Source organism: Arthrobacter sp. B0490, from assembly GCF_002929355.1.
GTDB lineage: Bacteria > Actinomycetota > Actinomycetes > Actinomycetales > Micrococcaceae > Arthrobacter_D.
Genome location: NZ_PJIR01000008.1, coordinates 147,199 through 160,276, shown reverse-complemented (window position 1 = coordinate 160,276; position 13,078 = coordinate 147,199). Strand labels below are relative to the sequence as shown.

The 13,078-nt window shown below is 70.3% G+C and carries 13 protein-coding genes and 1 pseudogene; 10 read left to right on the top strand and 4 right to left on the bottom strand.

What is annotated here, in order from left to right; all coding sequences use genetic code 11:
* The first annotated feature begins 138 nt into the window (after positions 1–138).
* Positions 139–393, top strand: coding sequence for a hypothetical protein (locus CXQ97_RS13550; RefSeq protein WP_104181389.1), 255 nt, complete (start codon positions 139–141; stop codon positions 391–393).
* Here the strand turns inward: CXQ97_RS13550 and CXQ97_RS13545 are convergent.
* From CXQ97_RS13545 to CXQ97_RS13530, 4 genes are all read right to left on the bottom strand, one after another.
* Entirely contained in the window at positions 390–1,874 is a 1,485-nt protein-coding gene (locus tag CXQ97_RS13545; protein ID WP_104181388.1) for an amino acid permease, read from the bottom strand. The two genes, CXQ97_RS13550 and CXQ97_RS13545, sit on opposite strands and share 4 nt — an antisense overlap.
* Before the next feature lie 132 nt (positions 1,875–2,006).
* Positions 2,007–3,497 carry an arsenic transporter gene (locus tag CXQ97_RS13540; RefSeq protein ID WP_104181387.1) on the bottom strand — a complete coding sequence of 497 codons (1,491 nt, stop codon included), beginning with the start codon at positions 3,495–3,497 and terminating at the stop codon, positions 2,007–2,009.
* A gap of 183 nt (positions 3,498–3,680) precedes the next feature.
* Positions 3,681–4,103 (bottom strand): low molecular weight phosphatase family protein, encoded by a 423-nt coding sequence (locus tag CXQ97_RS13535; protein WP_104181386.1) that lies wholly within the window; start codon positions 4,101–4,103, stop codon positions 3,681–3,683.
* Between the two features lie 43 nt (positions 4,104–4,146).
* Complete coding sequence (locus CXQ97_RS13530; protein WP_258062580.1) at positions 4,147–4,431, bottom strand: helix-turn-helix transcriptional regulator; 285 nt, start codon at positions 4,429–4,431, stop codon at positions 4,147–4,149.
* Positions 4,432–4,715: 284 nt separating this feature from the next.
* On the opposite strand from CXQ97_RS13530, the gene CXQ97_RS13525 reads away from it, so the two are divergent.
* From CXQ97_RS13525 to CXQ97_RS13485, 9 genes and pseudogenes are all read left to right on the top strand, one after another.
* Positions 4,716–5,186 (top strand): arsenate reductase ArsC, encoded by a 471-nt coding sequence (locus CXQ97_RS13525; RefSeq protein ID WP_104181384.1) that lies wholly within the window; start codon positions 4,716–4,718, stop codon positions 5,184–5,186.
* A 76-nt stretch (positions 5,187–5,262) separates the two neighbouring features.
* Positions 5,263–5,463, top strand: a pseudogene (locus CXQ97_RS13520) (thioredoxin-disulfide reductase); the annotation flags it as partial.
* A complete protein-coding gene (locus CXQ97_RS13515; RefSeq protein WP_104181383.1) occupies positions 5,456–6,916 on the top strand; it encodes an NAD(P)-binding protein in 1,461 nt (486 codons plus the stop codon). The pseudogene CXQ97_RS13520 and the gene CXQ97_RS13515, both read left to right, overlap by 8 nt.
* Before the next feature lie 102 nt (positions 6,917–7,018).
* Positions 7,019–7,669 (top strand): low molecular weight phosphatase family protein, encoded by a 651-nt coding sequence (locus CXQ97_RS13510; protein ID WP_104181382.1) that lies wholly within the window; start codon positions 7,019–7,021, stop codon positions 7,667–7,669.
* Between the two features lie 85 nt (positions 7,670–7,754).
* On the top strand, positions 7,755–8,402 hold the full coding sequence (locus CXQ97_RS13505; protein ID WP_104181381.1) for a 4a-hydroxytetrahydrobiopterin dehydratase: 648 nt from the start codon (positions 7,755–7,757) through the stop codon (positions 8,400–8,402).
* A gap of 21 nt (positions 8,403–8,423) precedes the next feature.
* The gene (locus CXQ97_RS13500; RefSeq protein WP_104181380.1) at positions 8,424–10,013 is read left to right on the top strand and encodes an FAD-dependent monooxygenase; all 1,590 of its coding nucleotides are present in this window, start codon (positions 8,424–8,426) and stop codon (positions 10,011–10,013) included.
* Entirely contained in the window at positions 10,010–10,351 is a 342-nt protein-coding gene (locus CXQ97_RS13495; RefSeq protein ID WP_104181379.1) for a UBP-type zinc finger domain-containing protein, read from the top strand. Before CXQ97_RS13500 ends, CXQ97_RS13495 begins: the two co-directional genes overlap by 4 nt.
* Before the next feature lie 248 nt (positions 10,352–10,599).
* Complete coding sequence (locus CXQ97_RS13490; RefSeq protein ID WP_219815420.1) at positions 10,600–10,890, top strand: hypothetical protein; 291 nt, start codon at positions 10,600–10,602, stop codon at positions 10,888–10,890.
* An 87-nt stretch (positions 10,891–10,977) separates the two neighbouring features.
* Positions 10,978–12,759, top strand: a complete 1,782-nt coding sequence (locus CXQ97_RS13485; RefSeq protein ID WP_104181377.1) for an alpha/beta fold hydrolase — start codon at positions 10,978–10,980, stop codon at positions 12,757–12,759.
* The last annotated feature ends 319 nt before the right edge of the window (positions 12,760–13,078 follow it).

Genomic DNA, 13,078 nt, shown 5'->3' with positions numbered 1-13,078 from the left:
CAGCCGCGCATGGGACGGGGCCGGGCGCGTCGGGGTTGACGCCGTTGGGATGACCAGTGGATCCCCCGTTCCGTCTCAGGGATGACGCGCCGGGAGGCGCCGGTCCCTACGCTGGACGGGTCGACGGAAGGACGCGGCATGCGATTCGTGCACAGCAGGGCCCTCTGGTTCGTTGCCACCGTGCTGGTGGTGACGCCGATCCTCGTCGCCGCCCACACCGAGACCGGTCGGGGGCTGCAGGCCGCGGTCCTCCTCAGCCTCGCGACGGCGGTGGCGATCGGCGGCCTCAACGCGGCCCTCCTCGGTCGGCGGAAGCACACGCCGGCGACCGGTCGGGAAGCACGAAGGACCGCCCCGGGCGGGACGGTCCTTCAGCGCGAGCAGAGGGATTAGGCCCGCGTCGAGCGGGCTGCCTGTTCGCTGCGCACGAGCGCCCGGTGCTCCTCGATGCGTGCCTGCTGGAGCGGCGTCCTGCTGTTCAGGAACCACGCGCCGCCGAGCAGGATGAACCAGAGGGGTGCCACGAACAGCGCGAGGCGGGTGTCCTCGGCCTGCGCGAGGGCGACGAGCATGAACAGGAAGAACGCCAGGACCACGTACGGCATGAACGAGGACCCGGGCATCTTGAACGTCGACCGCTCGTGCAGTTCGGGTCGGCGACGGCGGAACGCCAGGTAGCTGATGAGGATCATGGACCAGACGAACATCGTCAGGACCGAGGCCACCGAGGTGACGATCGTGAAGGCGCCGATCACGGAATCGCCCGAGTAGAGCAGGATCAGCCCGGCGAGCAGGAAGATGCAGGAGAACAGCAGGGCGTTCTGCGGCACCTTGCGGGAGCTGAGCCTGCCGAACGATTCCGGTGCGTTGCCGTCCTGCGCCAGTCCGAAGACCATGCGGGACGTCGAGTAGATACCCGAGTTGGCGCTGGAGGCGGCCGACGTCAGCACGACGAGGTTCACCACGACGGCGGCGACGCCGAGGCCCGCGAGCGTGAACATGCCGATGAACGGGCTGTTCGCGGCGTCGATGGTCCGCCACGGGTTGACCGCCATGATGACGGTGAGCGCACCGACGTAGAAGAGCAGGACGCGGATGGGGATCGAGTTGACGGCGCGGGGCAGCGTCTTCTCGGGGTCCTTCGTCTCCGCGGCCGCGGTGCCGACGAGTTCGATGCCGGCGAACGCGAAGATCGCGATCTGGAAGCCGAGGATGAAGCCGAAGAGGCCGTGCGGGAACATGCCGCCGTCGTTCCAGATGTTGGCCAGGTCCGCCACCTGGCCGCCGGGTGACTGGAAGCGTGTGGCGATCATGACGATGCCGGTGACGATCAGCGCGAGGATGGCGACCACCTTGATGATGGCGAACCAGAACTCCGCCTCACCGAACGCCTTCACGGTCGGGAGGTTCAGCAGTACCAGCACCACGGGGGTGGCGAGCGCGGGGATCCACAGCGGGGTGCCGGGCGCGAGGATGTCCACGTAGCCCGCGATGGCCACGATGTCGGCGACGCCGGTGACCACCCAGAAGAACCAGTAGGACCAGCCCGTGAAGAATCCGGCCCAGGGGCCGAGCAGGTCGCCGGCGAAGTCGCTGAAGGACTTGTACTCGAGGTTGGAGAGCAGGATCTCGCCCATGGCGCGCATGACGAAGAACAGCATGAAGCCGATGATCATGTACACGAAGATCACCGAGGGGCCGGCGAGCGAGATGGTCTTGCCGGAGCCCATGAACAGGCCGGTGCCGATGGCCCCGCCGATGGCGAGCAGCTGGATGTGGCGGTTGCTCAGGGAGCGGCTCAGGTGGGGTGACGCGTGCTGGTCGCCGACGGCGCGGGCCGCGGAGACCTGCGCCGGGGAAGCGGATTCAGGCATGGGGTATGGGTTCCTTCCGCGGTCGCAGGACATGCGGTGATGCTGCGAGCGCGTGGGTCGGGACGATGGGGGCAGACCTAAAACCCTGAACGGTCCGTGGGCGTGAGTCAAATCACGGGCGCCCCGCCCGGGTCAGGCACCGACGACGGTGAGCCATCCGGCGAGGGCCAGGAGGGTGACGACGAGGACCGGGATGGTCAGGACGATGCCGGTGCGGAAGTACTGGCCCCAGCCGATGTGGATGCCCTTGCGGTCCAGCACGTGGAGCCACAGGAGCGTCGCAAGGCTCCCGATGGGGGTGATCTTCGGGCCGAGGTCGGAACCGATCACGTTCGCGTAGATCATCGCCTCCTGCGTCAGTCCGGTGGCGCCGGCGGAGCCGATGGCGAGGGCCGCGATGAGGACGGTGGGCATGTTGTTCATCAGGGACGCGAGGACGGCGACGATCACGCCGACGCCGAGTGCGGTGAGCAGCACACCGTTGCCGCCGACCGCCGAGAAGACGCCGGCGAGTCGGTCGGTGAGGCCCTGGTTCCGCAGCCCGTAGACGACCAGGTACATGCCGAGGGAGAACAGGACGACCTGCCAGGGCGCCTCCTTCAGGATCCGCGGGACCGAGATCCTCCCGTCCGGGAGCGCGACGGCGCCTCCGCTGCCCGGCGTGGGTACGGCCGCGTCGTCGTCCGGGCGGGACGCGGTGGCACCGCCGCTGCCGGGTCCGGCCGTCGAGCGGTGGGCTGCACCGACGGTCTCGTAGTCGGTGTCCCGCACCGGGCCGGGGGTGCCGGCACGGGTCGGCATGCGGGTGAAGAGGAAGGCGGGTCGGCGGGAGGCGACGAGCACGAGGACGACGGCACCGAGGCCCGCGACGGCGGAGAGCGGGAGGTGCAGGGGGTCGGCGGCGAAGTAGCCCACCAGCAGCATCCCGAGGACCACCCAACCGGTCCTGAAGGTCAGCGGATCCGCGATGGCCGATCCCGGGCTCGGCAGCACGGTGACGTCGTAGTGGCGCGGGATGGCCTTGCGGAAGAACAGGAGCAGGACGCCGAGGCTCGCGGCGACGGACACCAGTCCGACCGGGACCATGACGACGGCGTAGCGGGCGAAGCCGATGTCGAAGAAGTCGGCGGTGACGATGTTCACGAGGTTCGACACGACCAGGGGCAGGCTGCCGGCGTCGGCGATGAACCCGCAGGCGATGACGAATGCGAGCGACGCCCTGGCCGGGAACTCGAGGGCGAGGAGCATCTGGATGACGATCGGCGTGAGGATCAGCGCCGCCCCGTCGTTGGCGAAGACCGCCGCGATGGCTGCCCCGAGCAGCACGACGAGGGTGAACAGCAGCCGTCCGTTGCCGCGCCCCCAGCGTGCGACGTGCAGGGCCGCCCAGGTGAAGAACCCGGATTCGTCGAGGATCAGGGAGATGATGACGATCGCCACGAACGCGAACGTCGCGTTCCACACGATGTCCCAGACGATGGGGATGTCGGACAGGCTCACGACGGTGGTGAGCAGCGCGACCGCGGCCCCGCCGAGCGCGGACCAGCCGATGCCGAGGCCCTTGGGTTGCCAGATGACCAGGGTCAGGGTGGCGAGGAAGATCAGGATGGCGACCACGGTCATGGCGGCAGGGCTCCTTGGGGAGGACGACGCAGGAGAAACCCACGGAAGGACACGGGCAGGGAGGAGCAGGCGAAAGCAGGAGGAAACGGGTGGGCAGGACACTGGATGCGATCGGCAGTCGAGGGTGGTTCTCGGTCGTCGGCAGGCGTGACGCCCGACCGGCGTGGACGGCCGCTGCGGGGCCTATGCCGTGGTGAGGGTGGCGTGCAGGGTGATGACGCGGGCGAGGATGTCGTCGCGGACGAGCCGCATGCGTTCGATGCCGTCGATGCCGCGGTCGCTGGGCTCGTCGGTGTCCCACCGTTCGTAGCGGGTGCCCGGGATCTCGTCGACCCGGGCCTCGGCGCCGAGGATCACGACGACGTCCGCCTGGTTCTGGTCCTCGGCGGTGATCCGGCGGGGGACGTTCCGGCTGATGTCGACTCCCACCTCGGCGAGGACCTCCGCGGAGAGGGCGTTGACGGCGGAGCCCGGCTTCGATCCGGCCGATGCCGCTGTGACGGAACCGCCGGCGACCTTCTCCATGAGGCCGGCGGCCATCTGTGACTTGCCGCCGTTCTTCACGCACACGAACAGGACGGAGGGCGTGTCAGCCTTGAAGCTCACGGGGATGCTCAATTCTTCTGATCGGGCCGGGAAGGGTGCGGGGTCATCGGGCTTCGGTGAGGACACCGGCAAGGGAGTTCAGGGCGCCGGGCACGATCGAGAAGTACGCCCAGACGCCGCGCTTCTCACGGTGCAGGATGCCCGCATCGACGAGGATCTTCAGGTGATGCGACACCGTGGGCTGCCCCAGATCCAGGGGCTCCGTGAGGTCGCAGACACACGCCTCGTTCCCGGGACTGGAGGAGATCAGGGAAACCAGGCGCAGGCGGTTCGGATCGGCGATCGCCTTGAACTGCTTCGCCAGGCCTTCGGCCCGGTCCGCACTCATCGCAGGCGCCCCGGACGGCACGCAGCAACGACTCTCGCCGGTCGCATCGAGCGGCGCAGGGGCCGTCCCGGGGGCTGCAGGGTCCGTCGTCCTGGGCTCGGAGATCGTCGTCATACGCTCAGCATACCCTCGCATTGACAATCGTCGATATATCTCCTCATACTCGGTATCGACGCCACGCGACTCCTGGTTCGACTCCGCCCCACGAGGCACCTGACCGGGGTCGGCTCCTACTCCCCACGCGCCTACCCGGGTTCCCCGGATGCGCTGAACGAAGGATCATCATGAGCACCGAGACAGCAGCAGCGACGACACCCGTCGAGGAGAAGAAGCCCTCGGTCCTGTTCGTCTGCGTGCACAATGCAGGCCGGTCCCAGATGGCTGCGGCCTACCTGAACCACCTGTCCGAGGGGCGTATCGAGGTCCTGTCCGCCGGGTCGCAGCCCGCGGACCAGGTCAATCCCGCCGCCGTCGAGGCGATGAAGGAGGAGGGCATCGACATCACGGCCGAGACCCCGAAGATCCTCACTCCCGAAGCGGTCAAGGCCTCCGACGTCGTCGTGACCATGGGGTGCGGGGACGAGTGCCCGTACTTCCCCGGCAAGCGGTACGAGGACTGGGTCCTCGAGGACCCGGCGGGCAAGGGTGTCGAGTCCGTGCGCCCGATCCGCGACGAGATCAAGGGCCGCATCCGGCAGCTCATCGGTGAACTCCTGCCCGCCACCGGCGCCGGCATCGGCACGCCGAGCGCCTGACCCGCGGGCCCGCATCGCCCGTCGCTCCCAGGATTCGGAAGGCACCGCCATGACAGATGTCCAGCAGGAGAGAATCATCGTCGTCGACCCGCCCACCCCGACGAACCTCCACGGCGTCATCGCCGGCGGGGACGCCGTGGATCACCGCTACCGGCAGGGCATCACCGCCGCCGGTTCCGGGTGCGCCGCAGCGCTGGACGCCGCACGGTACCGCGCCGCACTCGAGGACGCTCCCAGCATCGCCACCGCCCTCATCGAGGAGAACGCCCATGTCTGACCTCCCCAGCACCCCGGACCCCGCCGGCCTGCCCGTCGCCGTCATCGGCGCCGGGCCGATCGGCCTGTCGGCGGCCGCGAACCTCCTCGAGCACGGTCTGACGCCGATCGTCCTCGAGCAGGGCGAGAGCGTCGGTGCGGCGATCCGGCAGTGGGCGCACATCCGCCTCTTCTCGCCCTGGCAGTACGACATCGACCCCGCAGCCCGGCGGCTCCTCGAGCCCACCGGCTGGGTCGGACCGCGGCCGACCGCCCTCCCCTACGGGCGGGAGCTGGTGGAGTCCTACCTCGAACCCCTCGCCGCCATCCCGTCGATCGCCGAGACGCTCCGCTTCAGGAGCACGGTCATCGCGGTCACCCGCCTCGGCATGGACAAGACGCGCACCAGGGACCGCGACACCACGCCGTTCATCGTGCGCGTCAGCAGCCCCGAGGGCACCACCGATCACCTCGTGCGCGCCGTCATCGACGCCTCCGGCACGTGGGACCAGCCCAACCCGGTCGGGCAGGCAGGGCTGCAGGCAGCCGGCGAGGACGCGGCGTCCTCGTTCATCACCACGGCGTTGCCCGACGTGGTCGGCGCCGAACGCGACCGTTTCGCCGGGAAGACGGTGATGGTCGTCGGCGCCGGGCACTCGGCTGCGAACACGCTCATCAATCTCGGCCAGGTCGCCAAGAACGAACCCGGGACCAGGATCCTGTGGGCGGTGCGTGGCAGCGGATCCGTGCAGCGCCTCTACGGCGGCGGGGACCTCGACGGGCTACCTGCCCGCGGAGCCCTCGGCAGCAGGCTGAAGACCCTCGTCGGCGACGGCGTCGTCGAACTGATCACGCACTTCACCATCACCGGCCTCGCGACCGCAGGGCAGGGCCTCGCCGTGACGGCGACGACGCCCGACGGCGTCCGGACCATCGACGTCGACGTGCTCGTGCCGGCTACCGGGTTCCGACCGAACCTCGCGATGCTGCGTGAGCTCCGGCTGGAGCTGGACCCCGCGGTCGAGGCTCCGCGGGCCCTCGGCCCCCTGATCGACCCGGAATTCCATTCCTGCGGGACCGTCCCGGCGCATGGCGCGGACGTCCTCGCTCACCCCGAGAAGGACTTCTACCTGGTCGGGATGAAGTCCTATGGACGGGCGCCGACCTTCCTGCTCGCCACGGGGTACGAGCAGGTTCGTTCCGTCACCGCGGCGATCGCCGGAGACACCGCGGCGGCATCGTGCCTGCGGCTCGAGCTACCCGAGACGGGGGTCTGCAGCACCGACCTCGGCGGTTCCTGCGACGGACCTGCCGCAACCATGCCCAGCGAAGCCGATGGGTCCCGCGGTGCGTCCTGCGGAACCGATGCATCAGCTGACGCCGATGCGGACGGGTGCTGCTCCGCACCCCGGTTGGTGACGATCGGCTTCCCCACGGGCACAGCGCACGGCCGGTCCGGCGACTCGGACTACTGATCACACCACCGCCCTGATCCACCGAGCGGACCGAGGCGGGACAGGAGGAGGACCCGGCGGGCGGATCCGCCCGCCGGTGAGCGCACCAGAAAGGACAGCACGATGAGCACGTCACCGACTGCAGATGCCCCCACCGGCACCCATGAGCACGTCCTGCACCGCATCAGCGACGAACTCGCCGCGGTCTTCGACGGCGTGTTCGGGCCCGACATGGTCGAGCGCTACGTCTTCGAGTCCTACGCAGCCCTCGCCCGCACGGCGAAGATCAGGACCTACCTGCCGATCATCACGCGCCGGTTCGCCCGTGACCGGCTCGATGCCCTCGCCCACGCCCAGGGCAAGCGGCCCAGCGGCGTCCCGGAAGTCCTCTTCGTCTGTGTCCAGAACGCCGGCCGCTCCCAGATGGCCGCAGCCCTCCTCAGGGACCTCACCCAGGGCTCGGTGAATGTCCGCTCCGCAGGCTCGATGCCCGCCGAGCACCTCGACGAGAACGTCGTCACCGCCATGCACGAGATCGGCCTGAACCTCGACGAGCAGTTCCCCAAACCCCTCACCGACGACGTCGTCCGTGCGGCGGACGTCGTCATCACCATGGGATGCGGAGACACCTGCCCCATCTACCCCGGCAAGAAGTACGAGGACTGGAACATCAGCGACCCCGCCGCGATGGACCTCGAAGGAGTCCGCACCGTTCGTGAGGTGCTCAGAACACGGGTCGACAACCTCGCCTCGCAACTCGTGCGCCTGCCCTAGCCGCCCGAACAGCCCCCTCCGGCTCCAGGGCGGGGCCGCCGTCGGGCCCCTTCTCTCGCCCTCCGGACAGCGGCATACTTGCCGCATGACGATCCTCGGCACCCAGGACATCCTCGACGCAGGGCTCGACGACTGGCGCAGACTCGCGCAGGCCCTGCATGCCCGCTTCCTGACGCGCGACTTCGCCACGGGCCTCGCGTTCGTCGCCGCCATCGGTGAACTCGCTGAGGACGCGGGCCACCACCCCGACGTCGCGCTCACCTACCCCCACGTCGATGTGAAGCTCCTCAGCCACGACGCGTCCGGGGTGACGCAGCGCGACGTCGAGCTCGCCCGCCACATCAGTGCGGTCGCCGCGGAGCGGGGCGTCGCCGCCGACCCCGCGGCCCCCGCCGTCGTCGAGCTCGCCCTCGACACGGCCGATGTCGCCGCGATCGGTCCGTTCTGGGCGGCCCTGCTGACCGGTGACGCGGGCGCGGCGGACGGGGACGACGTCGCGGACCCGGGCGGGCAGGTGCCGCTCCTGTGGTTCCAGCACACCGACGCGCACGAGACCCCGCGGCAGCGCTTCCACCTGGATGTGTGGGTACCGCACGACGCGGCCGAAGCGCGGATCGCCGCGGCGGTCGCCGCCGGGGGCACCGTGGTCGACGACGACGCGGCCCCCGCCTTCACCGTGCTGGCGGACGCCGAGGGCAACCGGGCGTGCGTGTGCACGATGCTCGAACGCTGAACGGCCGACGCGGAGACGACGATGACACACGAGAGCACGGCACAGGAGAACGTCGAGGTCCTCGTGGTCGGCGCCGGTCCCACGGGGCTGATGCTGGCGAACTGGCTCGTGAAGCTGGGGGTGCGCATCGCTGTGATCGACGGCAAGGACGGGCCGACCGTGGAGTCACGGGCCCTCGGTGTGCATTCGCGGTCGATGGAGATCTACGACCAGCTCGGGGTCGTCGACCGCGTGCTGGCCGAGGCCGTGCACGTGCAGTCGATCCGGCAGGGCTTCGAGCGCGCCTCGTTCGCGCCCGTCCCGCTCAGCAGGCTGGGCCGGGGCATCACGCCCTACCCCGGCCTGTACATCCTGGAGCAGAGCGCGAACGAGCGGATCCTCGGCGAGAACCTGCGGGCGCTCGGCGGGTCGGTGCTGTGGCAGCACCGGCTGTCGGCGCTGGAGCAGGTCGACGACGGCGTCCTCGCCGTCGTCGGGGGTCCTGCCGGGCCCTCGACGATCCGTGCACGCTTCGCGGTCGGCTGCGACGGGGCGTCGTCCACCGTCCGCTCCCTGTGCGGGACCGCCTTCGAGGGGACGACGAGCCGGCAGACCTTCTACCTCGTCGACGCGGTGGGCGTCGGCGGGCTGACCTCCTCGTCCATCAACGTCCGCCTGGGCGCCACCGCGTTCCTTCTCGCATTCCCCATGCGGCCTGCCGGAGACGGGCGGACGGGGCAGCGCCTGATCGGCATCGCGGGCGACGACGACGCCCCGGCCGTCACCGAGGAGTTCGCGCGCCGCCGCATGTCCGAGGTGTTCGGCGTCACGTACGAGGGCTCCCGCTGGTACTCCACCTACCGCGTGCACCACCGGATCGCCGCGCACTTCCGGACCGGCTCCGTGTTCCTCGCCGGCGACGCGGCCCACGTGCATTCCCCGGTCGGAGCACAGGGCATGAACACCGGGCTCCAGGACGCCCACAACCTCGCGTTCAAGCTCGACGACGTCGTGTCCGGGCGCACCCCCGAACCTCTCCTCGACCGCTACGAGGCCGAGCGCAGGCCGGTGGCCGTGCGCCTCCTGCAGACGACGGACACGGTGTTCCGTGGGCTCACGTCCGGCACGAGGCGGGCCGTCCTGGTGCGCCGGTACGTGCCGCGGGTGGTGCTGCCCGTGGCCCTCGCCGTGCTGCCCCGTCTGCCGATCGGCCGCCGCCTCGCGGGGTACCTCGGCCAGGTGCGCATCCACTACCGGGTGGACGGGTCCCCCGGGGGGCGACGCAGGGATGCGGTCATCGGGCGCCGCCTGCCCTGGACCGGTGACAACTTCCGGGTGCTCCGGTCCGCTACGTGGCAACTCCACCTCTACGCGGCGGACGACGCCGCGGCACGCGAGGCCGTCCCCACGGCCGACGAGCTCGGGCTCCCCCTGCACACCTTCGCGTCGTCCGGCTCGACCCGCCTCCGTCCCGGCCTGCTGTACCTCGTGCGGCCCGACGGGTTCGTGGCTGCCGCGGCCGTTCCCGCGGAAGCGCTCTCCGCGTTCCGGGCGGCGCGGGCCCACCTCCCGCTCCCCTCGTCGCGACCCTCGCCGCGACCCTCGCCGCGACCCTCGGAAGGACGATCATGACGGACACCATCGACACCGGGGTGGCCCCCTCCGGCACCGGCTGCAGGGACTGCGACGACGCGGGCGGCTGGTGGGTGCACCTGCGCCGCTGCGCCGCGTGCGGTCAAGTGGGGTGCTGCGACAGTTCACCGTCGCAGCATGCTTCAGCACACGCCGCGACGGCGGGACATCCGGTGGCCATGTCCTTCGAGCCGGATGAGGACTGGTTCTGGGATTACAGCACGCAGCAGTTCATGGACGGTCCGGCCCTCAGGGAACCCACCAGCCGCCCGGCCGACCAGCCCGCCCCCGGCCCGGCAGGACGCGTGCCGGCCGACTGGCGGCAGAGGATCCACTGAGCCGCACAGCAACCCCGTTCGTCGGAGTGGCCGACATCGCAGCCGTGCGGGTGTCCCGGGATGACCGGGAGGTCGCTGCCGGACCTTTACCAAGCCGGCTTGCCATTCCTCCAGCTACACCGTAGGATCTACGGTGTAGAGCGACCGTTGAGCAACTGCGGATCCTTCGGCTCACATTCCCGAGAATCAGCCCCCTTGCGGGCCTTTCTTGCCGTTTTCCGGCCCCTCACCCGTTTCAGGAGAAACCCTTGGCTAACAGCAACACCGCGCACAGCAACCACACCACCGGCGATCGCGCCGTGGACCGCCGCTCGACCGAGACGAAGGCCTCGACGAAGACCACCGAGTTCTTCGCCTACATCGCGATGGTCGTCGCGACCGTCGTCACGGCGCTCGTCGTCGGGGACGGCGACAACGAGGACGGTATGGACATGTTCAACGCCCACCAGGGCATGGAACTCATCACCTACCTCACCATCGCCTACATGATCGCCCGTGGACTGGCGAAGTCCGGCAGCCGCGAGCACTACAGCGCCTAGCACTTCCCGTCATCCCCGCACCGGAGCAACCCTCCGATGCGGGGATGACGTGTATCCCGGCCGCCGCCGACGACCCTGAGGAACGCCGTGAACCCGACCGGGAGCGGTCGACCCGCCACCACGACCGACGGAGCCACCGACATGACGCCCGAGACGATAACCGAGACGACCGAGACGACCGAGACGACCGCCGGGCGGGCCACGGACGTCACCCGCGACGCGATCCCCGCGGTGCTCGCCCAGGATCGGCTGTCGTGCCGGGTGCACCTCTCCCGGCGCGCCCCGGCGCCCGGACGGTCCCGCCCGCTCTTCGTGATGGTGCACGGGATCGGGATGTCCCACCGCTACTACGACAAGCTGCAGCGGAAGCTCATCGAGCACGGGGACACCCTCATCCTGGACCTCCCGGGTTTCGGCGGGACCGCGACGCCCGACCGGCCCCTCGGTGTCGGGGACTACGCGGTGCTGATCGCACAGGCACTGGACGAGGAGGGCGCACGGGGGTGCGTGGTGATCGGCCACTCGATGGGCGCACAGTTCTCGACCGAGCTCGCCATCAGCCGCCCCGACCTGGTCTCCCACCTCGTCCTGATCGGACCCGTCACCGACGTCGAGCACCGGTCCCCGATCAAGCATGCACTCATGCTCGCCACCGACACGCTGGTCGAACGTCCCGTCACGAACCTGATGGTCGCGACCGCCTATGCCCAGTGCGGGATCCCCTGGTACCTGCAGGAACTGCCCGTCATGCTCGGCTACCGCCTCGACGACAGGCTGCCCCTGGTGACCTGTCCCGTCCTGGTCCTCCGGGGGACCCTGGACATCATCGCCGGCCGGGACTGGTGCGAGAAGCTCAGCAGCAACGCACGGCGAGGTCGCCTCGTCCAGATCACCGGCCAGCCGCACGCGGCCCACCGCGGCGGCGCCGCCACGGTCGCCACGGCGGTCCTGGATCTCGTCCACGACCATCCGTCGCTCCAGGCCCCGTCGGCGCCGGGCGCTCAGGAAGCGGCTTCCGCCGGCGGCCCCACCCACGCGGACCGCTCGGTGAGGTCCTACCCCCTGGAGCAGGACGCGCCGGCGAGGACCGTCGAGATGCGCGGCATCACCGTCCAGGACCGGCAGTGCCGCTCCTACGTCATCGGACACAGCGCGGAGAAGCAGCGGACGGACCCCGGCGAGGGCCCGGCTCCGGTATTCGTGCTCATCCACGGGATCGGCATGTCGCACCGCTACTTCCACCGGCTCGGCTCCCTCCTGTCGGCCCATGGCGAGGTCCACCTGATCGACCTGCCCGGGTACGGGTGGACGAAACGGCCTGCGCACGCCTCCACCACCAAGGCGACGGCGGAGCTCGTCGGGGCGCTCCTCGACGAAGCAGGCGTGTCGTCCTGCGTCGTCGTCGGGCACTCCATGGGGGCGCAGAGCGCCACCGAACTCGCCCTCGAACGACCCGACCTCGTGTCGCACCTCGTCCTGATCGGTGCCGCCGTGGACGCGGAACGCCGTACGGTCCATCAGCAGGCCCTGACCCTGGGCATCAACTCCGTCCTGGAGAAGCCGCTGCTGAGCATGGTGCAGTTCTTCGACGTCCTGCGGTGCGGGCCACGCTGGTACCTGGCCCAACTGGAACTGGCGATGGGCTACCCCCTCGAGGACAGGCTTCCCCTGGCCCACCAGCCGGTCCTCGTGCTCCGGGGTTCACGCGACATCGTCGCCGGGGACGCCTGGTCCCGACGGCTCGCCCGCGGGTCCAGGCGTGGCGAGGCATCCATGATCGACGGCGCACCCCATGCCGCCCATCACAGCGCTCCCGACGCCGTGGCAGCGGCCGTCATCGGCTTCCTCGGTCGGGGCCGGGCCGCCTGAGCCCCCCAGCCTCTCCGTTGTCCGGCGGGCCGACGGACCGGTCACGGGTCGCGCGTTGCACGGCAGTGGCGACGGCGACAGGGTCCGGCCCCTTCTTCCCGGTTCGACATCGCCGCCGATGTCCGTCCTACCGGGAAGTACGCCTGACAGGTCCAGCAGCGGGCCAGGCCTGTGCAGTGGCGGCGGAGACGTGGTGGCAGCGCCCGTACTCCTGCCTCCACCGCCCCCAAGGCCGTGCGGCCCTGGTCGGATCGACGGACCGTCGACCACGACCCGCCGCCTCCCGGACCACTGCGGCGACCCACCTCCGGTGCGTGCC